This is a genomic window from Planktotalea frisia, assembly GCF_001890925.1.
GTDB classification, from domain to species: Bacteria; Pseudomonadota; Alphaproteobacteria; order Rhodobacterales; family Rhodobacteraceae; genus Planktotalea; species Planktotalea frisia.
Window position 1 is genome coordinate 1 of the sequence record NZ_MLCB01000152.1, and the last position, 22,416, is coordinate 22,416.

Sequence of the window (22,416 nt, forward strand, 5' to 3'; positions counted from 1 at the left end):
GTCTTCAAGGTTGGATACATCTTAGCACGCTGTCCAGTTTTGCCGGACCACTTCATCCTTGACCGAATCCGTCTAGTTTGTCATTTTTAGCGCACACATGATTGAGGGTTAACATGAAACATATAGCAGCAGTGGCCATAGCGCTTACTATATCTGGCGCGACAGTCGCACAGGCTGGCGGTTTGACGGATCCAGTTCTAGAGCGCGATATCATTAAAGAACAGGCTCAAGCCGCAAGTTCGAGTTCAGGTACAACAATCGTCGCATTGTTCAGCCTGCTCATTTTCGCGGCAGCCGTTGCCAAATAACCAACCAAGAGAATACAAACCAGAATTGCAAAAGGCAGCCCATTTGGAGCCGCCTTTTTCTTTTTTCCAACTATGACGCTTAGTGCGCGACGTTACTCGCGCCTTCGCCTGCTTTGAGCGCTGCTGCCGCAGCCTCTTCCGCAATTTCGTCCCATTCAACTGGCACTGGTGTGTCTACCAGCGCAAGGCGCAGCACTTCACTGACATGTCCAACGGGAATGATTTCCAATCCTTCTTTGACGTTGTCAGGGATATCACGCAGATCTTTTTCGTTCTCTTGAGGGATCAAGACCGTGGTGATGCCACCACGCAAAGCCGCGAGCAGTTTTTCCTTCAAACCACCAATCGGTAGTGCATTGCCACGCAGAGTCACCTCTCCCGTCATCGCGATATCTTTACGAATTGGGATACCCGTAAGCACTGAAACGATAGACGTAACCATAGCCAAGCCAGCAGATGGACCATCTTTCGGCGTCGCACCCTCGGGCACGTGAACGTGGATGTCCCACTTTTCAAACTTAGGTGGCTTCACACCAATCTGTGGCGCGATAGAGCGCACATAAGAGCTCGCTGCATCGATGCTTTCTTTCATAACATCGCCGAGCTTACCCGTTGTTTTCATCCGACCCTTGCCCGGAAGACGTAGCGCTTCGATACTCAAAAGTTCACCGCCCACTGAAGTGTAGGCAAGTCCGGTGACAACGCCGACCTGATCTTCCATCTCGGCGAGTCCGTAGCGGAATTTCTTAACGCCGAGGTAGTCATCAAGATTGTCAGGGGTAACGGTCACATGGGTCTCTTCGCCCTTTACGATCTTGGTCACGACTTTACGCGCCACTTTTGCGATCTCGCGCTCAAGATTACGCACACCGGCTTCACGCGTATAAACACGTACCATTTCGCGAAGTGCTTCGTCGGTGAGCGTGAATTCGTCTGCTTTTAGACCATGATTTTTGATCTGTTTAGACAGCAAATGTTGCTTTGCGATCTCGCACTTCTCGTCCTCTGTGTAGCCCGCGAGCGGGATAATCTCCATGCGATCAAGCAAAGGGCCCGGCATGTTATAAGAGTTCGAAGTTGTTAGGAACATCACGTTCGAGAGATCATATTCCACCTCAAGATAGTGATCAACGAAAGTGCCATTCTGTTCCGGATCGAGCACTTCGAGCATCGCTGATGCGGGATCGCCACGGAAATCCTGACCCATCTTGTCGATTTCATCGAGCAAAATCAGCGGGTTTGTGGTTTTTGCCTTTTTCAGCGCCTGAATGATTTTGCCGGGCATAGAGCCGATGTACGTGCGACGGTGACCACGGATTTCGCTTTCATCGCGCACGCCGCCAAGGGAGATGCGAATAAATTCGCGCCCTGTCGCTTTCGCAACCGACTTGCCAAGCGAAGTTTTACCGACGCCGGGAGGGCCTACGAGGCACATGATCGGGCCTTTCAGCTTCTTGCTGCGCTGCTGCACCGCAAGGTATTCGACGATGCGCTCTTTGACCTTATCAAGACCATAGTGATCGGCGTCGAGCACTTGTTGTGCCGCGACAAGGTTCTTTTTCACACGAGACTTGGTGCCCCATGGAATCGCAAGCATCCAATCGAGATAGTTGCGCACGACCGTCGCCTCGGCGCTCATCGGGCTCATGTTTTTAAGCTTTTTAATCTCTGCATCAGCCTTTTCACGGGCTTCTTTGCTGAGTTTTGTGGCAAGTACCCTACCCTCAAGCTCGACCACTTCGTTCTGGCCGTCTTCACCGTCACCAAGCTCTTTCTGAATGGCCTTCATTTGCTCATTCAAATAATACTCGCGTTGTGTCCGCTCCATCTGAGTTTTGACGCGCGTTTTGATCTTTTTCTCGACCTGAAGAACGCTCATTTCGCCCTGCATCAAGCCATAAACCTTCTCAAGACGCTCGCTTACGGAAAGCGTTTCCAGAAGTTCCTGCTTTTGATGCACTTCGATACCTAGGTGGCCAGAGACCAAGTCCGCGAGTTTCGCAGGGTCTTCGGTCTCCACAACGGAGGCGAGCGCCTCTTCCGGTACGTTCTTTTTGACCTTTGCATAACGCTCAAATTCGGTTCCAACGGTGCGGATCAACGCCTCAATCGTTGCCGCGTCACCGGGCATCTCGTTGAGGTACTCTGCGCGCGCTTCAAAGAAGCTGTCATTCTCAAGGTATTCTGTCACGCTCACACGTGCCTGACCTTCCACGAGCACCTTTACAGTGCCATCGGGAAGTTTCAGCAGTTGCAACACGTTCGCGATCACGCCTGCATCAAAAATGCCGTCAACTTGCGGATCATCTTCGGAGGGGTCGCGCTGTGCAGCGAGCAGGATTTGTTTGTCATCCGCCATCACCTCTTCCAAGGCGCGCACTGACTTTTCACGGCCTACGAAAAGCGGCACGATCATATGTGGGAAAACCACAATATCGCGCAACGGCAGCACCGGATATGATGAGTTAAGGGGTTCTTGCATGCTCTGTCCTAACTATTGGCAAGACGATCTGGCCCCGCTTGGCGGCAGCACTCGTCGTCTCCTTTCTTAGGGTAGATACATGGGGCGCTATGGCATGAGTTTCAAGCAACTTTATTGTTCAAATGCGTTTCATCGGGGCGCGCTTTTCTGAACGGAAATGATTTGTTTAGAGCCGTGCGCATCAACAAAAGACGCGCAAAGCGCAAGCACCAAGGCGCTACAAGTAAGTTGAATAAGGGTCATTCGGCTGTGTTAGTCGACAAATCTTAAGGTCTGATGAAGATCGTCTACAGAGGTTCTATATCGCCCATCGCGCGCGTTGCGTGGAACTCTGCTTGAAAGGCTTCAAACGTACCAGCGGAAATCGCATCGCGCATACCCTGCATAAGCTCTTGATAGTAATGCAGATTGTGCCACGTGATCAACATCCCCGAAATCATCTCATGTGAGCGGAAAACATGGTTAAGGTAAGCGCGCGAGTAATTCGAACACGCGGGACATGTGCAGGCTTCATCCAAAGGACGCGGGTCATCAGAATGACGCGCGTTCTTGATATTGACCTGCCCGCGACGCGTCCACGCTTGACCCGTGCGACCCGAGCGCGAGGGCAAGACGCAATCCATCATGTCAATGCCGCGTGCGACAGCACCAACGATATCATCGGGTTTGCCAACGCCCATTAAATAGCGCGGTTTATCTTTTGGTAACATGTCGGGGGCATAATCCAGCACACCGAACATCGCCTCTTGCCCCTCGCCCACGGCCAAACCACCGACCGCATAGCCGTCAAACTCAATCTCGCGCAGTTTTTCAGCGCTAATTCCACGGAGTTCTTCAGTGACGCCCCCTTGTTGAATACCAAAGAGCGCATGACCGGGCCTGTCGCCAAACGCATCGCGTGAACGTTGGGCCCATCGCATGGATAGCTCCATCGACTTGCGCACATCCTCGTCAGAGGCAGGCAACGCTGGGCATTCGTCAAAGCACATGACGATGTCAGAGCCGAGCAGCTTTTGGATCTCCATTGACCGCTCTGGCGTGAGGTGATGCTTGGAGCCGTCAATGTGGCTTTTGAACGTAACGCCCTCTTCGGTGAGTTTGCGCAACTCAGCGAGGCTCATCACTTGGAAACCACCGCTATCGGTCAGAATTGGGCGGTCCCAGTTCATGAACTTGTGCAGACCGCCGAGGCGATCAATGCGTTCGGCCGTTGGGCGCAGCATCAAATGATAGGTGTTGCCCAGAAGGATATCAGCCCCCGTCGCGCGCACGCTTTCGGGCATCATAGCTTTTACGGTTGCGGCAGTGCCAACCGGCATAAACGCAGGCGTGCGAATGTCACCGCGCGGCGTGTTGATGACACCAGTGCGGGCGCGACCGTCGGTGGCGTTCAGTGTATATGAAAAACGTTCTGTCATGGCGCGTTCCCTACTGGCCCGAGTTTGGATTGAAAAGGCAAAAGCAGCTACTCGATACCCTCAAATGTCTTTGCAGCAGGATAAGCTGCGATCAAAGCGCCGAGGCACGCAACCATAATCAGGAAGCAAAACAACCAAACGCCGTTTTGCTCAGTCAGCAGCGCGCCTGTGATCGCACTAAACACTGCGCCCATAGCTGTGCCGATTGCCCCTGAAAGACCCGCAGCACTGCCTGCAAGATCGGGTCGCACGCTCATCGCACCTGTGTTGGCAGCGGCCAAACTGATGCCATTGGCGACACCCACTGTCCCCATCAGACCGAAGACAATGTAGGCGGTGTCATGTCCCAAAATTACAATGATCAAAGCCACCACAGGACCAATAATCCCGATCCAACGCCCCCAAATCATCATCCCACCAAGCGGCACAGTTTCGGCAATACGCCCAGTGATATAGCTGCCGATAAAGTAGCCGATCGCCGTAGTGCCCATAACGAAACCAACAAAGCTGGGGCTCAGCCCGTAAACCTGAGCGGCGACCAACGGCGCGCCCGACAAAAACACGAAAAAGGCCGCAATGGAAAACCCCAAGACCAATGTGTTGGTCCAAAACGCAGCAGAGCGCGTGACGTCTTTGTACCCTTGAATTTGCTCTGCAGCGGTTTTGACCCTGCCTTTGGCGGTTTCGCCCAAGTCGACCCAGACCAGCACCACGCTGAGCAACCCTAATAGCGCAAACACCCAAAACACAGAACGCCAGCCAAGCGTTTCTTCGAGCAATCCGCCAACAAGCGGTCCGACCATCGGCGCAACTGCCATGGCCATCGCGATGTAGCCAAGAACTGATGTGCCTTTTCCCGGAGGATACATGTCGCGCACAATGGCCCGAGATAGGGTCGATCCGGTCGCGCAGACCGCTTGCAACATGCGAAACATCATGAATGTCGTGTAATCTTGCGTAAGGGCCGCCCCTGCGGAAGCGAGCGCAAAGATCGAAAAGCTAACCAGTAAAACGGGCCTACGACCAAAGCGATCTGCCAAAGGGCCTAGAATCAAGGCCAGACCCGCAGACAGGAACAGATAGCCGGCGATCGCGAAACTCATAACGCCGTAGCTGACTTGGAAGTCATCGGCCATCGACGGAAGAGAGGGCAAAAACAGGTTAAGCGTCAGCACCGAAACGGCTGTGATCATAATCAAAGTTGCGCGCGACGGTGGCGTGCGCACAGTTTGGGTTCTGGTTTCGCTCATCAAAAGTCCTCAATCAGCTCGGGATGAGCGCTATCGAGACTTTACACTGCTCAATTCCTCTACACCACCGCCCTTTACGCGCGCTTAGCTAAACCCTATATAAATGCTCAAGTACATGAATGAGGCAGACCATGAACGACGCTACTCCGCTTGAAGGCACTCCGCTGATCGCCCCCTCCAGCACAGATCACCCGCTCTATGAAGGGTTGGTTGAAGCATGCCGTACGGTCTATGATCCTGAAATTCCTGTGAATATCTATGACCTTGGGTTGATCTACACGATTGACGTGAGCGAAGAGAATGAGGTCAAAGTTTTGATGTCCCTCACCGCCCCTGGATGTCCTGTGGCGGGCGAAATGCCGGGTTGGGTTGCGGAAGCGATTGAACCAATGGCAGGTGTGAAAACGGTTAACGTCGAACTCGTTTGGGAGCCACCGTGGGGCATGGAAATGATGAGCGACGAAGCGCGGCTTGAGCTGGGCTTCATGTAGTCCACGCGTAGCGCTTGTGCGAATACGCTTCGGCCCCTATCTTTAGAACACGTCTAAGACATACGGAGACTTTTCATGTTCGGCATTCCAGGCAAGCAAGCTGTGACCATTACGCAAAAAGCGGAAGCGCAGATTGCTAAGTTGATGGATAAAGACGGCCACATGGGCTTGCGCATCGGCGTCAAAAAGGGCGGCTGTGCGGGCATGGAATACACCATGGATTACGTCAACGTGGTCGACAAAAACGACGAGCTCGTCGAACAAAACGGTGCGCGTGTAATGATCGCACCGATGGCGCAGATGTTTCTGTTCGGCACAGAGATTGATTATGAGACGTCGCTTCTGGAATCAGGTTTCAAATTTCGCAATCCAAACGTGACAGATGCCTGCGGATGCGGTGAATCGATCAAGTTCAAAGATGTCGAAGAGCTTCAGGCAGAAGCGGCTGAAGCTGCAAAGCCTTGACCTGCGCACTGATTTGGATGACCTAAGGGTAATCTTAAAACGGAGATCACGATGCGGCGCAAACTGGCAGCAGGCAACTGGAAAATGAACGGCACAAGCGCTGATCTGGAACAGATCGAGGCACTCGCGGAGGCGCACGCGGGTGCATTGTCCGAGATCATGATCGCAACGCCAGACACGCTGTTGCACCGCGCATCTGCGTTTACCAAAACAGGTCCAATCACGCTAGGCGCTCAGAACTGTCATCACCGTGAGAGCGGTGCACACACTGGCGATGTGTCTGCGGAAATGCTCATCGATGCCGGTGCGAGCTACGTGATCCTTGGTCACTCCGAGCGGCGCGCCGATCATGATGAACACGACGAAGATGTACGTTCAAAGGCGCGCGCTGCTTTGAAAGCCGGCCTTCGGGTTATCATTTGCATGGGCGAAGAACTCGAAGAACGCGAGGCAGACAACACGCTTGATATTATTGGCGGTCAACTTGCTGGCTCCATCCCTGATGATGTGTCGGGTGAAACCTTGGTGATCGCTTATGAACCGATCTGGGCAATTGGCACAGGTAAAGTGCCAAGCATTGCACAGATATCAGAAGTGCATGATTTCATTCGTTTGCGTCTAGAGCAGCGGTTCGGACCGCAAATCGCGCGCGGCATTCGTCTGCTTTATGGCGGATCTGTCAAACCTGCTAATGCCGCAGAGATATTCGCTGTGCAGAATGTCGACGGCGCACTTGTTGGTGGCGCGAGTCTGAAATCCGCTGATTTTGGACCTATTATCGAAGCGCTCGACGCAAGTTAAACAGGGCTATCCTAGGCGGTCTTTCAAAGCGGTGTTTACCTCAGGTGTGACGAAGTGAGATACGTCGCCCCCCAAACGCGCGATTTCTTTTACCAATTTGGACGCAATCGCTTGGTGTTGGGCTTCGGCCATTAGAAAAACCGTTTCGATGCTGTCATCGAGCACGCGGTTCATCCCAACCATTTGATATTCGTACTCAAAATCGGCAACAGCGCGCAAACCGCGTACGATGATTTGCGCACCTACATCGCGCGCGCAATCGATCAAAAGGTTCTCGAAAGGATGTGCTATGATCTCAACGCCCGTCTGCGCACTGAGCTCTGAGCAGGTCTGCTCTATCATCGCGACACGCTCTTCGAGCGAAAACAAGGGGCCCTTGTCACGGTTGATCGCCACGCCAATCACCAGTTTGTCGACCAAAGCGCAAGCACGCCGAATAATGTCGATATGGCCAAGGGTAACAGGGTCAAAAGTGCCGGGGTATAGGCCAACGCGCATGTGTGTGCTCCAGAATTTCTTGCGATGCACGCAACATTATTGCGTCAATGGACGCAAGTCAGAACCTGCATTTATAGCAAAATTAATGCCCCATGATCATCCCTTGAAGCGCATCTTTCTCCATCGCAAGCTCGCTCAGACGCGCTTTGACGGTGTCGCCAATAGTGATCAATCCAATCATTTTGCCATCCTCGACCACTGGCATATGGCGAAAGCGCCCCTCAGTCATCTGATGTAAAACGCTGTCTGCACTGTCAGCGCGCGTACAGGTCACAAGCGTTGTCGTCATGAAATCGTCGACTTTTTGCGCCAAACAACCTGCCCCATGCGCCGCCAATTCCCGCACGATATCACGCTCGGACAAGATGCCATCGGCAGTCTCACCTGTCTTTGAGATGACCACAGTTCCAATGCGTTTCTCGGCTAAAAGTTGTGCTGCATCGCGGACCAAAGTGCCGGGCGTGACGGTAACGACGTCAATGCTCGCTTTGGAATTAAGGATTTGCTGAACTAACATAGGCAAGTTTCCTTTGATATTTGAATGCCTTCAGAGTTCCCGCAAAGCACCATTGAGTCAAGCGTGCGGTGCATCCTGTTGCGCGCACCATGTCTCTAGCCGTGCAATTTCAGCGCGAATGCCTGCGACCAAACGCTCTGCAAAACGGTTTAAACGCTGCAAGCGACGATCAGAACTGTGGCGCACCAAATAAAAGCTACGGGTCAGGCTAATGTCGCTCATTAAGACACGGCGCAACTCAGGTGCTGCGGGTAAAGCGAAGTCGTGCACGATCCCGAGCCCTGCCCCTTGTCGGATCGCGTTGAATTGCACCGACACCGAATTTGACGCGAGCGGAACACGCTCGACCCCCAGCGCACCTAAATAGTCGAGTTCTTTGTCAAAGATCATGTCGGGAATATAGCCGATCATGCGATGCTGGCTGAGATCGGCAAGGGATTTCAACTCCGGCCGCCCTTGTAGATAGCTCGGCGTAGCAGCGAGGTGGAGTTTGTAATCGCTTAGCTTTTGGACAGTCAAACGCCCCGCCGTCGGCGCACTGACGGTGATGGCCATGTCTGCTTCGCGTTTGGACAGGTTCACCACGCGCGGTAACGCGACGATCTGGATATCAAGTTCGGGGTTTTGCGCCACGATTTGCGCGCAAACCTGCGGCAACAAAAAGTTTGCACATCCGTCCGGCGCACCGATGCGAATGCTGCCGCTAATGTCCTGCCCCGCAAGCCCTTGAGTGCCCAAGAGATCACTCGCGGCCCCCATGGTTTGCTCGGCTTGCTCGGCCAAGGGTAAAAGGCGCGCACCTGCGGCACTCAGTTCATAACCAAGAGGTGATTTGGCGAAAAGTGCAGTCCCGATTGTATGTTCCAGCCGCGCAACGCGCCGGCCTACAGTGGCAGGATCAATCTTGAGAATTCTACCCGCCGCAGACAGGCTTTGCCCCCGCGCAACGCCCAGAAACACCCGTAAATCATCCCAATTATCAGCCATCAAGTATCCTTTGCAAAAATGCAAAACCTTCTTGGATATTTGCGCCTTTTCAAAGCGTTTTTGCAAGACTAAACTCTCGCTCAATCATCAGGAGGATTCAAAATGCAAGAACTCACGCACTATATCGGCGGCGAACACGTCAAAGGCACGTCAGGCCGTTTCGCGGACGTTTATAACCCCGCGACGGGCGAAGTGCAGGCCAAAGTGCCACTCGCCAATGCTGAAGAGATGGCAGGCGCCGTCGCAATCGCCGCAGAGGCACAGGTGGCATGGGCGGCAACAAATCCTCAGCGCCGCGCACGTGTTTTGATGGCTTTCGTGGGTCTGTTGAACCGTGACATGGAAAAGCTTGCTGAAGCGTTAAGCCGAGAGCACGGCAAGACCATTCCAGACGCCAAAGGCGATGTTCAGCGTGGCCTTGAAGTGGTTGAATATTGCATCGGTGCACCTGAGTTGCTCAAGGGCGACTACACAGACGCCGCTGGTCCCGGCATTGACATGTACTCCATGCGCCAAGCTCTTGGAGTTACAGCAGGAATCACGCCATTCAACTTCCCTGCGATGATCCCAATGTGGATGTTTGCGCCTGCGATTGCGTGCGGTAATGCGTTCATTTTGAAACCATCAGAGCGTGATCCGTCTGTGCCTTTGATGCTTGCGGAGCTGCTTGAAGAAGCGGGCCTGCCCAAAGGTATCTTGCAGGTCGTGAACGGTGACAAAGAAGCCGTCGATGCCATTCTGCACGACGAAATTATCCAATCCGTTGGCTTTGTTGGGTCCACCCCAATCGCGGAATACATCTACGCCACTGGATGTGCGAACGGCAAACGCGTGCAGTGTTTTGGCGGTGCCAAAAACCACATGATCATCATGCCCGACGCGGACATGGAACAAGCAGCCGACGCCCTCGTTGGTGCTGGTTATGGCGCGGCTGGCGAACGTTGCATGGCGATTTCCGTCGCTGTGCCAGTTGGTGAGGACACAGCGGATCGTCTGATCGAAGCGCTGGTTCCCAAGATCGAAAAGCTGAAAGTCGGGCCATACACAGCTGGCAATGATGTGGATTACGGCCCTGTGGTCACCTCAGCTGCGAAAGCCAACATCGAACGCCTCGTACAAACGGGCATTGATCAAGGCGCGAAGCTGGTCGTCGATGGTCGAAATTTCAACCTGCAGGGGTATGAGGACGGTTTTTTTGTCGGCCCGCACCTCTTTGACAACGTGACCCCTGAGATGGACATCTACAAATACGAGATCTTTGGACCTGTCCTGTCCACTGTGCGCGCGGGTTCTTATGAAGAAGCGCTCAAACTGGCGATGGATCACGAGTACGGCAATGGAACTGCGATCTTTACCCGTGACGGCGACGCCGCGCGTGATTTCGCAAGCCGCGTGAATGTGGGCATGATCGGCATCAATGTGCCAATCCCTGTGCCGCTTGCCTATCACACCTTTGGTGGCTGGAAAAAATCTGTCTTTGGTGACTTGAACCAGCACGGCCCTGATGCGTTCAAGTTCTACACACGCACCAAGACAGTGACTGCGCGCTGGCCTTCTGGCATCAAGCAAGGTGGCGAGTTCAACTTCAAGCCGATGGACTAAAATCAAAAAAGGCGCGTTCCTTTGCATAGGAGCGCGCCGCTTCTCTTCATCTTTCTAAATAAACTTTCCCCGCAAGGCCGCTCACTTACGCGCCAGAGTTAATCACCCGTGACTTGCGTGTAACGCGCTTGTCCTTCGCCGCGCAAACCAGCCCAAAAGCCTTGCGCGATCCCGATCGAGCGCACACCCCTAAAATAGCTATAGCGCCCCAAGATTGGCGACAGAACGATGCGCAAAACCCCAGATAGCCCTTTTGCAACGATCTGTACGCACGCACTCACCTTGGCCGTTCCCGGCTTTTCCGCCAGCATCATCTGAAACTTGGTAATACTCTGCGCCCGCACACGGTCCGCAATATACGAGGCGCTCAAACGCTCATTTGGGACCTCTTCATGCACGATTGCATTTGGCACCCACGCCAGTGTCAGCCCCGCTTTGTGCGCACGGCGCGAGAAATCAGTGTCTTCGCCACCACTCAGGCCACACTCTGGATCAAAGCGCAAGCCCGCTTCTTCGACTGCATGAAGATCAACAATCCAATTGTTGGTTTCCAAATCAAAGCGCCGCCCCGCTTCCATCGCTGCGACTTTGCGCGCGTCATTCACGGCTGCGGCGCGCTCATAGTAGGACAGAACTTCGGTTTCGTCATCAGAGCAACCCGTGACAGGCGCAACAGGCAAAACGGGACCACCCGCAAGATTTGCACCAGCATCGCGCGCGCCAGCCCATAGAATACGCAGCCAGTCGTGGCGCACTTGTTCGTCGTCATCCACGAACGCAAGCCAGTCCGATCCACTGGCCAACGCGACCTCGATCGCCTTGTTGCGCGCGTGCGAAATACCCAAGTTCGGCTCAAGCACCGCGACTGCGGGCCAACCCGTGCGTTTATAAAATGCGTCCACCTCGGGTTCGATCTTTAGCGAGCTGTCATTTTCGACGAAAACGAAAGAAATATCAGCCCCTTGCGGCACATCCAAGGCCTGCAAAGATTGTAAAAGATCTGAAAGCATACGCGGCCTTTGCCGTGTCGCAGCTGCGATTGTGATGCGCGTGGCAGAGCGCTCCATGATGTCCACCCCAAGTGTGTGACGCCAAAGTAGCGCTTGGCCACATTGATTCACAACGTAGGTGCCCGTCTTGAGAGCTATATTGCGCGCAATGTGTTGCTCTTACGCCTCCAAAGCGTCACATAAAGCTGGAAACCTGACAACTGACACACGACTGATCATACAAATATTCAAACAAATATTCACGGGGGCACCTCTACATGAGCGATATCCACATCCGCGTTTCTGGCAAAGCTGGCCATATCACATTGAACCGTCCCGATGCTCTCAATGCGCTGACCTATGACATGGTCCATGCGATTGACAGCGCTTTGCGCGCATGGGCGCATGATCCTGAGATTGCCTTGGTTATCATCGATGCACTGGGTGAAAAAGCCTTTTGCGCGGGGGGCGATATCGCACAGCTTTATGAAACAGGGCGCGCGGGTGATTTTAGCTATGGCCAGGGCTTTTGGCGCGACGAATACCGCTTGAACGCCCGTTTGGCAGGTTACAGCAAGCCTATCGTCAGCTTCTTACAAGGTTTCACTATGGGCGGCGGCGTCGGCATCGGGTGTCACGCATCGCATCGTATCGTTGGCGAGAGTAGCCGTATTGCGATGCCTGAATGCGGGATTGGTTTGGTGCCTGACGTTGGCGGCTCCCTTTTGCTTGCCCACGCACCTGGCCGTTTGGGCGAGTATTTCGGATTAACCACCACGCGTATGGGCCCTGGCGATGCGATCCTAAGCGGATTTGCAGATCACTTTATACCGCAAAGCGAGTGGGACGGTTTGAAAGTTGCACTTTGCGAAACTGGGCAACTTGCTTCCTTGATGAGCGCCGTGAAAGAAGCACCGGTAGCAGAGATTATCGAGCATATGGCGATGATTGAAACCTGTTTCTGCGGTGAAAGTCTGGATGACATCTGTCGCAACTTGCAAAACGATGGATCAGATTTTGCGTTGAAGGCCCTAAGCGCGATTAAACGCAACTCGCCCATTGCCATGGCAGTTGCCGTTGAGATGATCCACCGCCTGCGCAGCACTACCGATATAAAACGCGCGCTGGAGTTGGAATATCGCTTCACATATCGCGCGATGGAGCATGGGGACTTTCTGGAGGGCATTCGCGCCGCAATCATCGACAAGGATCGTACGCCCAAGTGGAAACATACGCTGGACAAAGTACCCGCCGTTGATGTCTCTTTCATGCTGCGCCCATTGGGCAAGGACAAGCTGACGTTTGAAGAGGAAAGCACAGCCATGAAAATTGGATTTATCGGGCTCGGAAATATGGGTGGGCCAATGGCTGCCAATTTGGCGGCGGCAGGCCATGTTGTGACAGGCTTCGATGTGGCCGGTACGACGGCTGATGGCGTGCAAAATGTGAGCAGCGCGGTTGAGGCCGCCAATGGCGCTGACGTGGTCATCACGATGCTCCCCAACGGTGCGATCCTGCGCAGCGTCGCAAATGAAGTGATCCCAGCCATGGGAAAAAACGCGGTTCTTTTGGATTGCTCCACCGTCGATGTCGAGAGTGCCCGCGCAGTCGCTGAGCAATGCGCAAAAGCTGGCGTTCTGTCACTGGACGCGCCTGTATCGGGGGGCATTGGTGGCGCATCAGCTGGGACTCTGACATTTATGGTTGGTGGCACGGATGAAGGTTATACCAAAGCATTGCCGCTCTTTGAAATTATGGGTCAAAAAAGCGTGCATTGCGGTGCATCCGGCAATGGTCAGGCCGCAAAGATTTGCAACAACATGATCCTAGGTGCGACGATGATCGCGACCTGCGAGAGCTTTGCGCTGGCCGACAAACTTGGGCTGGATCGCCAGAAGATGTTTGATGTGGTGAGCACATCCTCGGGCTATTCGTGGAGCATGAACGCCTATTGCCCTGCCCCCGGCGTTGGCCCCGAAAGTCCCGCAGACAATGACTACAAACCTGGATTTGCGGCCGAATTGATGCTTAAAGATTTGCGCTTGTCCCAAGAAGCAGCGATCGCGGTTAAGGCGGACACGCCGATGGGCGCAATGGCGCAGGCGCTTTATGCGCAATTTGTTGAAGATGAAGACGGTTTGGGCAAAGATTTCAGTGCGATGTTGCCCAAGTTCGAGAAAAGTGAACGCCCTTAAGAAGGGTGGGTGCGTGAAATCACGCACCCTACGCAAGAGGGGCGCTGCCCCCGTCTCAGCAAGCTGAGCCTCCCCCGGGATACTTATAAAAAGGGGAAGACGAGGACCGGTTTATGAGCGCAAGCGCGCGCCTGTTGGATCAAAGGGTGGTTCGCTTAGAATGGTTGCCCGGTGAGGTTGACCAAGCACCATGACCTCGACGCTATCGCCAGCTTGAGCGTTTTTCACGAAACCAAGCGCGAGGCTCATACCAACAGTGTAGCCATATGTCCCCGACGTGACGCGACCGATGCCTATACCGTCTTTGAAAATCGGCTCCCCCCCTGTCGCATCTGCGTTTGAGGCTGTGACGTCCTGTTCATGCAGGTGCAGCAACACCATATGCTCGCGCGCTTTTTGGGCAAGGGTTTCTGCGACAGCCTCTTTGTTCAGGAAGTCTTTCTCCATTTTGCACAGGCGATCCAAGCCAACCTCTTGCGGGTAATATTCAGGGCTGTATTCGCGGCTCCATGAACCATAACCTTTTTCGACGCGCAAACTCATCAACGTGCGACCGCCAACAGGGCCTGCGTTGAAGTCTTTTCCGACTGTTAGGAGAGCATCGTATAGCCGCGCTTGATCTGCCTCAGCGCAGTGGAGCTCCCAGCCGAGATCACCTGTAAAGCTGACGCGCAGCGCAAGCACATCCACGCCAGCGAGTTCAATGCGTTGAGAGCGCATGAAGGGAAAGTCATCGTTGGCAAGTGAAGCGTTTGTCATGCGCTGCAACATGTCTCGTGACTTGGGGCCTGCGATGTTAAAGCCGCATATCTCGTTGGTTTTGCTCTCGAAAATTGTGCCTACAGGCAGGGGCATTTGCTTGAAGAAGCGTTTGTGATAGCGCTCGGCCATGCCGGATCCGATAATCCAGAACTCATCGTCGCCAATTTTAGTCACCGTGAAATCGCCTGCGATCCCGCCGCGTTTCCCAATAAGGGGCGTGAGGCAGGAGCGCCCGACCGCTTTGGGCATGTTGTTGGCGAAGATCGCGTTGAGCCACTCGGAAGCGCCCACGCCTTTGCAGATGTATTTTGCGAAATTAGAAATATCGATGATGCCCGCATGCTCGCGCAACATTTTGCATTCCTCACCCACAGGCCCCCACCAATTTTGACGCGTGAAACCGTTGGTGTCGCTTGCGCCCTTCTGATCGGAAAACCAAAGTGGGTGCTCCCAACCAGCATTTAGGCCAAAAACCGCGCCGAGTTCCACCTGTTTGGCATAGGCGGGGCGCATGCGCGTGGGGCGGCCAGCTGCGCGTTCTTCGTTAGGGAAATGGATTGCGAAACGATGCGCGTAACTGTCCTCGACCCGCGCTTTGGTGAAAGCTTTGTCGGCCCATGTATCAAAGCGCGCAACGTCCCAACCGAACATGTCGTATTGGGTTTCGCCCTCGATAATCCACTGCGCCGCCATGAGACCCATGCCACCGGATTGCGAAAACCCGGGGATAATTCCGTTGCAGCAGAAATAGTTATCAAGTTCTGGCACAGGACCAAAGAGCACGTTGGAATCCGGTGACCAGATCATCGGGCCGTTGATCACGCGTTTGATGCCTGCATCGGCGACAGCAGGAACACGCTCGATTGCATTCATCATATTTTCTTCGATGCGTTCGAGATCATCAGGAAAAAGCTCATGCGCAAAATCGAGCGGCGTGCCCTCTTCCGCCCAGAATTTCATGTCTTTTTCATACGCACCGACCAGTAAGCCTTGCCCCTCTTGGCGCAAATAATACTCGCCGTCGCGATCTGAAACAGACGGGAGACGACGCTCTGACGCTTCGACTTCTGGGATGCTTTCTGTGACGAAATACTGATGCTCTGTGGGTTGCAAAGGCAATGTTATCCCCGCCATCGCCGCCACTTCGCGCCCCCAAAGGCCCGCGGCATTTACCACCCATTGCGTGTGAATGTCGCCTTTCGGGGTTTTGACGATCCATGAGCCATCGGGTTGAGGCTCAGTCGCGGTGACAGGCGTGAAACGGTTGATTTCGCCGCCGCGTTGGCGCGCACCGACAGCGTATGCGTTGGTCACGCCTGAAGGGTCTACATTGCCGCCATCGGGTTCATACATCACACATTTGATGCCGTCATAGTTCACCATCGGGTTGAGTTCTTTGGCTTCCTCAATGGATATTTCATAGAAATTCATGCCGTAAAGCTTGGCCTTGGCCGCTTGCAAGCGCAGTTGGTGCACGCGTGCCTCGGTTTGGGCAAGGTAGAGCGAACCTGGTTGGAATACGCCGCAAGATTGGCCGGTTTCTTCTTCGAGCGCATTATAAAGGTTCATCGTATAGTGCTGGATGCGGCTAATGTTGGTGCTGTCGTGCAGTCCATGAATGTTTGCTGCCGCATGCCATGTCGAGCCTGAGGTCAACTCATTGCGCTCTAACAAGACCACATCGGACCAGCCGAGTTTGGTGAGGTGGTAAAGAATGGAGCAGCCGATCACGCCGCCCCCGATGACGACTGCTTGTGCCGTAGTGCGCATTGCTTAACTCCCGAAGCTGCGTTTTAAGTGAGCCTAACTTGATCAAAGCGGTCAAATAGAAAAAAGGCGACATTATGTGTCGCAACAGAGCAACGGGCGCTGCGATTTTTCTAGAAAAATCGTGGCACCCAGTTTGGTTAAGGAAATTGCTCATGAAATCCACCACCAGAGTAGCTGTCATCGGCGGCGGCGTTGTCGGATGCAGCGTTTTGTACCATCTCACAAAGCTTGGTTGGTCCGACGTGATGCTCATTGAGCGCTCCGAGTTGACCTCTGGCTCGACATGGCATGCCGCGGGTGGATTTCATACCTTAAATGGCGACACAAATATGGCGGCGTTGCAGGGCTACACAATCAAACTTTATAAGGAATTAGAAGAGCTTACAGGCATGTCTTGCGGTCTGCACCATGTGGGCGGCGTCACGCTGGCGGACAACCAAGAACGCTTTGACATGCTGCTCGCGGAGCGCGCAAAGCATCGCTACATGGGGCTCGAGACGGAAATCGTTGGCCCTGAAGAGATCAAAAAGATCGCGCCTGTGACGAATACTGATGGCATTCTCGGCGCGCTTTATGACCCACTTGATGGGCATCTCGACCCGTCAGGCACGACTCATGCGTACGCCAAAGCCGCGCGCATGGGTGGCGCTACGATTGAGACGCATACAAAGGTGATCGAGACCAACCAGCGTCCCGATGGCACGTGGGATGTTGTGACTGATAAAGGCACGATCCATGCAGAGCATGTGGTCAACGCAGGCGGTCTTTGGGCGCGCGAAGTGGCTGAAATGGCTGGGGTTTATCTGCCACTGCACCCGATGGAGCATCAATATATTGTCACCGATGATATTCCTGAAATCTACGAGATGGGTAGCGAGCACCCTCATGTGATGGACCCTGCGGGCGAGAGCTATTTGCGCCAAGAAGGGCGTGGTTTGTGTATCGGTTTTTATGAACAGCCTTGTCGACCTTGGGCTGTCGATGGCACGCCTTGGGACTTCGGCCATGAGCTTTTGCCGGATGATTACGACAAGATCGAAGACAGTATCGCGTTCGCGTACAAGCGCTTTCCGGTGCTCGAAACAGCTGGCATCAAGTCGGTTATTCACGGCCCGTTCACCTTTGCGCCAGACGGTAATCCCCTGGTTGGACCTGTGCCGGGCCTGCGCAATTATTGGAGCGCGAGTGGTGTCATGGCAGGCTTTAGCCAAGGCGGCGGTGTCGGTCTGATGCTCGCACAATGGATGATCGAGGGCGAAACAGAGCGCGATACATTCGCGATGGATGTGGCGCGTTTTGGCCAAGATGTGATCACGCCCGGGTACACTTTGCCGAAGGTGATCGAGAATTATCAGAAACGCTTTTCCGTTGCCTATCCGAACGAAGAACTCCCCGCTGCGCGTCCATTTCGCACAACGCCAATGTATGACACTTTCAGCGATATGGGTGCGGTGTGGGGGCAGCAATTCGGACTTGAGGTCGCGAATTATTTCGCGCGCGAGGATGGCGAGCCGAGCTATGAAACGCCCTCTTTCCGCCGCTCTGACGCGTTCAATGCAACCGCGCGTGAGGTACATGCGGTGCGCCACGCGGTTGGTATCAACGAAGTACATAACTTTGGTAAATATCTGATCACAGGTCCAAATGCGCGAACGTGGCTAAATCGCATCATGGCGGGACGCATTCCCAAACAAGGGCGACTTAGCCTTACTCCGATGCTTTCCCCCAAGGGGCGTTTGATCGGGGATTTTACTGTGTCTTGTCTAAGTGAAGAAGAATTCCAGCTCACCGCGAGCTATGGCAGTCAGGCGTTTCATACGCGTTGGTTTGAGCAGAATATGAGCGAAGGTGTGCGTTTCGAGAACATCTCGGACAAGCGTAATGGTTTCCAGATTGCAGGGCCGAATGCGCGCAAGGTCTTGGCGGCCTGCACACGCACGGACATTAGCGACATGCGCTTTATGGATGTGCGCAAAATGTGCGTCGGGATGACTGACTGTCTTGTGCAGCGCGTCAGCTACACGGGCGATCTGGGTTACGAGATTTATTGCGACCCGATGGCGCAACGCCAGCTTTGGTGGACACTTTGGAACGAAGGGCAGGCCCACGGCATGCAGCCTTTCGGGATGCGCGCGATGATGAGCTTGCGTCTCGATAAGTTCTTTGGTTCCTGGCTCTCGGAATTTTCGCCAGACTACACCGCGGCAGAGACTGGTATGGCTCGCTTCATCAGCTTCAAAAAGAACACCGATTTCATTGGGCGCGCGGCGGCAGAAGCGGAGCGTGCAACGCCCCCTGCCCGCCAGCTTTGTGCGTTTGAGGTCGATGCAAATAACGCTGACGTTGTTGGGTATGAGCCGATCTGGATTGATGGCATAGTAGTGGGTTTTTGCACCTCTGGCGGCTATTCGCATTATGCAGGTAAGAGCATCGCACAGGCCTTGATCCCGCGCGAAATGGCTCAGGCGGGTTTAGAGGTCGAAATCGAAATACTCGGGCACATGCGTAAAGCCACTTTGATCACTGAACCATTGTTCGACGCAGATGGTGCACGGATGCGCGGCACATGACGCTGACCTGTTTGTTGCCAGCTGCGGGTGCGTCATCGCGCATGCGCGGCGGTGACAAACTGATGGAACTGATAAACGCCATTCCCTGTCTTGCAGTCATTGCACAGCGCGCAAAACGTGCTGGAATGGAAGTCATCGTGACAGTGCCAAGCTTAGATCATCCTCGCGCGCATGCCCTGCGAACGAGTGACGTACGCCTATTGGAAGTGCCAGATGCAAGCGAAGGCATGGCGGCATCCTTGCGCAATGGAATAAGCGCGGTTCAACATCTCAGCGAGGGCGTCATGATCTTGCCGCCGGATATGCCTGCGATCGAAACGGATGATCTTGTGACCTTGATTGGCGTTTTCAATGGAAACCTCGAGCACATTGTTCAAGCCGCGACCCAAGATGGTATAAGCGGGCATCCTGTCATTTTTCCAAAACGGCTTTTGTCCGAATTTGCACAGCTTTCAGGGGATCGTGGTGCCGCTAAAATCATGGAAACGCATCGCGAAAGTGTTGTGACAGTTAAGCTTGACGGCAACCGCGCGCGGCTTGACTTAGATACGCCAGAAGCTTGGGCCGAGTGGCGCGCATCACTCCTCTGAGAGGACCGCGCGCATCATATCGTCGGCGCTGACGCTTTTGCGGGCCGCAGGGTATTTTTCTTGCGTGTCAATTTCGAGTTCAGGGAAAATTGTCAAAAGCTCTTCACGGTGACGTTGATCCATCGCACCGAGACGCATGTCACCGGGTTGAAAGCTTTCGGACCACGCTCCGTCAGCGAGCACAATTTCATGCTGTTCGAACATGAAGTGAATATAGGTGACTTGCGAAACATCCTCGCGCGTAACCCCCTCAAAGCAAGTAAGCAAGTGCGCGGCAACAAGCACTTCATCAGCGTCAAACCACTCGCGAATTTGCGCATTGCTCAGCAACATTCTGTGCTGAGGTGAAACCACAGTGTCCCGCTCAGGCAAGTCTTGCCCAAGCGCGCCGTGAATAATTTTGATCGGTTTAAGCTCAGGCGTTGCGATCAGATCAGCATCGCCAAGTTCGCGCCGACCGACCCAAATGACAGGCTGATAGCCATTGTCGCGCGTGAGGACTTGCATGCCTGTTGTCAGCATGTCAACGGCCACTTCGCCAAAATTTGTTTTGATCAAAGTGCCCGGCGTAAAGCATGGGCAATAAGCGGCGGCTTGGTGCAGTGTTTGGGGCACCGCACCAAGGTCTGCGCACATAACGGGCTTAACTGACTTGCGAAGAACTAAATTGCAACCGTATTCACTAATCAGGTTTGTCTTTCGTAAGCCCTTGGGCCGTAGTCATCGTTATGACGTGACTTTTGCTTACGTAAGGCGGCGCAAATGAGGCAACTCAGTGTTGCGCTAGTGGCAACACCCAAAAACGCACCTCAAAAACAATCCCAAGATGCACTCGCGGCAATTTACAATTCAGACATTAGAAGGTCAGCCTCAAAACCTTTCAAAGAACGGCGTGCAGAGGTGTAGTTTTGCAAACCTTCTGACGTCTTAAGTTCAGGAAAAATTGCCAAAAGCTCTTTTCTTTGCTCTGATTCCACTCCGTTCAGCGAATATTCCGCAGGTTGGAAGCTCTCCGTCCATGTGCCATCGGACATAATCAATTCATGATTCTCAAACATCAAATGCATGTAGGTCACCGCCTTTGGCGTCGCCTGAGTAATGCCCGGACGACCCACCAAATGCTTTGCCGCAATCAGAACTTCGGGTGTGTCGAACAACATATTGTTCACATCTTCCCGCATCAAAATGCGGTGATTTGGCGACACCGTAAGGCCGCGCTCTGGCAAACCATTGCCCAAAGCGCCCGCTTGGATCATCACAGGGGCCAGTTCTGGCTGCGCGATCATCTTACCGTGCTGCAGCGTTTTCTGACCGATCCAGACCAATTCTTTTGCGCCACTGTCGCGCGTGACCACCTTGTCACCAACACGCAACGCATCTGCTCGTTTCTGCCCTTGCGGCGTCATAATGCCTGCGTGTGGCGTGAAGCAGATAATCTGTTCAATCTCTGAGTAAAAGGCTGTGTTGATGACAGCGCCACCCGCATCGAGAAATTCGATCAAACCACTTTCGGGGCCTGCCTGAATGACGCGTGCGTTTATTCCGCTCAGATCGATGACATCGATGTCCGAGCCGTCTGCATCTTCGCCACCTCTGATCACATGATCGCCGGGGCCGTCGAAAGTGAAAAGGTCAGAATTATTCCCGCCATTCAGCGTATCCGTGCCGGTACCACCGACGATGGTGTCCATGCCATCGCCACCCTCGACGCAGTCATCGCCAGCACCCGCAACAAGGCTGTCATCGCCGCCCTGCCCGAGGATCAGATCATTTCCCTCACCGCCTAAAAGCGTGTCATCGCCCGCTTCGACTTCGGTGATGACTGGATCAGGAATAAGATCACCGCTCATCGTAAAGCCGGACGGAGAAGAGCGCGCACCGAGCGTAAATTCGATAAATTCACGGTTCTCAAAGCCAGCACTAAACCACGCATTGGTGTCTGCGGGGCTATTTCCCTCAGTTCCAAAGGCGGTCACAAATCCGGGTCCAGTGACGACATCGAGCGACGTGTCAGCTGTTACAGAAAAATTGGTAAAGCTTGTTGTATCGAGCGTGACCGACTCTTCATTACCAGGGCTGTTGCGATCAAGATCGTTAAAAGTCGCGACAGAGTTAAGCGCGATGGGGTCGCCTGTAAGCGGATCAAAGAACTCCAAACGGAAGGTCGCTTCAGCGCCCGCAGGAACCCGCCCAAATCCGCTATTCAGAAGGATTTCGGCCCCATTAAAGCCGGGCATGTCCACGTTGAGATTTGAGTTGTTTGTCGCCGTGAATACCAAACGCGCAGAGACCGACGAGCCATCGGCAAGCTCAGCGACGTAAGCATAGATTGCCACATCACCGATTTGAGCGTTATTGTTACCAGAAAAGCTGTCCGAGACCAGATTGCTCAGCGACAGATCGATAGGTGACGCATCATTGCCGGGCGCGGTTCCAACGCCTGCATCGCCAAAGAGCGTGTCATCGCCAGAGCCGCCGTCGATTAAGTCATCAAGACCTTCACCAGACAGCAAGTCCGCGCCTGCGCCGTCAAGAATTGTATCATCGGTTGCACTTCCCTGAAGCGTATCCGCTCCTGGTGTTCCATTAATCAATGGCGTCTTTTGTCCCCCAAGACAAAACAACACACAGCGCGCATATGCGCTGCTTCTTTAACTTAGGCCCCCTAACGTATCGCAAACAGGGGAAAAACCTATCAAGCGCGCCATTCTTAATCATGAG

18 protein-coding genes are annotated in these 22,416 nt (G+C 53.9%); 8 read left to right on the plus strand and 10 right to left on the minus strand.

What is annotated here, in order from left to right; all coding sequences use genetic code 11:
* Positions 1 to 113 precede the first annotated feature (113 nt).
* The gene (locus PFRI_RS12885) at positions 114 to 308 is read left to right on the plus strand and encodes a hypothetical protein (RefSeq protein ID WP_072631114.1); all 195 of its coding nucleotides are present in this window, start codon (positions 114 to 116) and stop codon (positions 306 to 308) included.
* A gap of 79 nt (positions 309 to 387) precedes the next feature.
* On the opposite strand, the gene lon is transcribed toward PFRI_RS12885, so the two are convergent.
* The 3 genes from lon to PFRI_RS12900 all read right to left on the minus strand — a co-directional run bounded on the left by lon (position 388) and on the right by PFRI_RS12900 (position 5,458).
* Positions 388 to 2,790 (minus strand): endopeptidase La, encoded by a 2,403-nt coding sequence (lon, locus tag PFRI_RS12890; protein ID WP_072631115.1) that lies wholly within the window; start codon positions 2,788 to 2,790, stop codon positions 388 to 390.
* Between the two features lie 287 nt (positions 2,791 to 3,077).
* Positions 3,078 to 4,208 (minus strand): tRNA guanosine(34) transglycosylase Tgt, encoded by a 1,131-nt coding sequence (tgt, locus tag PFRI_RS12895; RefSeq protein ID WP_072631116.1) that lies wholly within the window; start codon positions 4,206 to 4,208, stop codon positions 3,078 to 3,080.
* Positions 4,209 to 4,255: 47 nt separating this feature from the next.
* Positions 4,256 to 5,458 carry a multidrug effflux MFS transporter gene (locus PFRI_RS12900; RefSeq protein ID WP_072631117.1) on the minus strand — a complete coding sequence of 401 codons (1,203 nt, stop codon included), beginning with the start codon at positions 5,456 to 5,458 and terminating at the stop codon, positions 4,256 to 4,258.
* Between the two features lie 131 nt (positions 5,459 to 5,589).
* Between PFRI_RS12900 and PFRI_RS12905 the strand changes: the two genes are divergently transcribed.
* The 3 genes from PFRI_RS12905 to tpiA all read left to right on the plus strand — a co-directional run bounded on the left by PFRI_RS12905 (position 5,590) and on the right by tpiA (position 7,215).
* Positions 5,590 to 5,949, plus strand: coding sequence for an SUF system Fe-S cluster assembly protein (locus PFRI_RS12905; protein ID WP_072631118.1), 360 nt, complete (start codon positions 5,590 to 5,592; stop codon positions 5,947 to 5,949).
* A gap of 75 nt (positions 5,950 to 6,024) precedes the next feature.
* On the plus strand, positions 6,025 to 6,414 hold the full coding sequence (locus PFRI_RS12910; protein WP_072631119.1) for a HesB/IscA family protein: 390 nt from the start codon (positions 6,025 to 6,027) through the stop codon (positions 6,412 to 6,414).
* 51 nt (positions 6,415 to 6,465) lie between these two features.
* On the plus strand, positions 6,466 to 7,215 hold the full coding sequence (tpiA, locus tag PFRI_RS12915) for a triose-phosphate isomerase (protein ID WP_072631120.1): 750 nt from the start codon (positions 6,466 to 6,468) through the stop codon (positions 7,213 to 7,215).
* A gap of 6 nt (positions 7,216 to 7,221) precedes the next feature.
* Here the strand turns inward: tpiA and coaD are convergent, their stop codons facing one another.
* The 3 genes from coaD to PFRI_RS12930 all read right to left on the minus strand — a co-directional run bounded on the left by coaD (position 7,222) and on the right by PFRI_RS12930 (position 9,217).
* On the minus strand, positions 7,222 to 7,713 hold the full coding sequence (coaD, locus tag PFRI_RS12920; protein WP_072631121.1) for a pantetheine-phosphate adenylyltransferase: 492 nt from the start codon (positions 7,711 to 7,713) through the stop codon (positions 7,222 to 7,224).
* 82 nt (positions 7,714 to 7,795) lie between these two features.
* On the minus strand, positions 7,796 to 8,230 hold the full coding sequence (locus tag PFRI_RS12925; RefSeq protein WP_072631122.1) for a CBS domain-containing protein: 435 nt from the start codon (positions 8,228 to 8,230) through the stop codon (positions 7,796 to 7,798).
* A gap of 57 nt (positions 8,231 to 8,287) precedes the next feature.
* Positions 8,288 to 9,217, minus strand: coding sequence for a LysR family transcriptional regulator (locus PFRI_RS12930; RefSeq protein ID WP_072631123.1), 930 nt, complete (start codon positions 9,215 to 9,217; stop codon positions 8,288 to 8,290).
* Positions 9,218 to 9,319: 102 nt separating this feature from the next.
* Here PFRI_RS12930 and PFRI_RS12935 point away from each other — a divergent pair, with 102 nt between their 5' ends.
* Positions 9,320 to 10,819 (plus strand): CoA-acylating methylmalonate-semialdehyde dehydrogenase, encoded by a 1,500-nt coding sequence (locus PFRI_RS12935; RefSeq protein WP_072631124.1) that lies wholly within the window; start codon positions 9,320 to 9,322, stop codon positions 10,817 to 10,819.
* 98 nt (positions 10,820 to 10,917) lie between these two features.
* Here PFRI_RS12935 and PFRI_RS12940 read toward each other — a convergent pair whose 3' ends face one another.
* On the minus strand, positions 10,918 to 11,886 hold the full coding sequence (locus PFRI_RS12940) for a glycosyltransferase family 2 protein (protein WP_139292122.1): 969 nt from the start codon (positions 11,884 to 11,886) through the stop codon (positions 10,918 to 10,920).
* A 200-nt stretch (positions 11,887 to 12,086) separates the two neighbouring features.
* Between PFRI_RS12940 and mmsB the strand changes: the two genes are divergently transcribed.
* Positions 12,087 to 14,003, plus strand: coding sequence for a 3-hydroxyisobutyrate dehydrogenase (gene mmsB, locus PFRI_RS12945; protein WP_072631126.1), 1,917 nt, complete (start codon positions 12,087 to 12,089; stop codon positions 14,001 to 14,003).
* 111 nt (positions 14,004 to 14,114) lie between these two features.
* Here mmsB and PFRI_RS12950 read toward each other — a convergent pair whose 3' ends face one another.
* Positions 14,115 to 16,535: a GcvT family protein gene (locus PFRI_RS12950; protein WP_072631127.1), complete on the minus strand. Its 2,421-nt coding sequence runs from the start codon at positions 16,533 to 16,535 to the stop codon at positions 14,115 to 14,117.
* A 152-nt stretch (positions 16,536 to 16,687) separates the two neighbouring features.
* On the opposite strand from PFRI_RS12950, the gene PFRI_RS12955 reads away from it, so the two are divergent.
* Together PFRI_RS12955 and PFRI_RS12960 are read left to right on the plus strand one after the other, a co-directional pair.
* The gene (locus PFRI_RS12955; protein WP_072631128.1) at positions 16,688 to 19,105 is read left to right on the plus strand and encodes a GcvT family protein; all 2,418 of its coding nucleotides are present in this window, start codon (positions 16,688 to 16,690) and stop codon (positions 19,103 to 19,105) included.
* Entirely contained in the window at positions 19,102 to 19,695 is a 594-nt protein-coding gene (locus PFRI_RS12960; protein ID WP_072631129.1) for a nucleotidyltransferase family protein, read from the plus strand. Before PFRI_RS12955 ends, PFRI_RS12960 begins: the two co-directional genes overlap by 4 nt.
* Here PFRI_RS12960 and PFRI_RS12965 read toward each other — a convergent pair.
* Together PFRI_RS12965 and PFRI_RS12970 are read right to left on the minus strand one after the other, a co-directional pair.
* A complete protein-coding gene (locus tag PFRI_RS12965) occupies positions 19,684 to 20,331 on the minus strand; it encodes a Hint domain-containing protein (protein ID WP_072631130.1) in 648 nt (215 codons plus the stop codon). The two genes, PFRI_RS12960 and PFRI_RS12965, sit on opposite strands and share 12 nt — an antisense overlap.
* Positions 20,332 to 20,537: 206 nt before the next feature.
* A complete protein-coding gene (locus PFRI_RS12970; RefSeq protein ID WP_072631137.1) occupies positions 20,538 to 22,289 on the minus strand; it encodes a Hint domain-containing protein in 1,752 nt (583 codons plus the stop codon).
* Positions 22,290 to 22,416 lie beyond the last annotated feature (127 nt).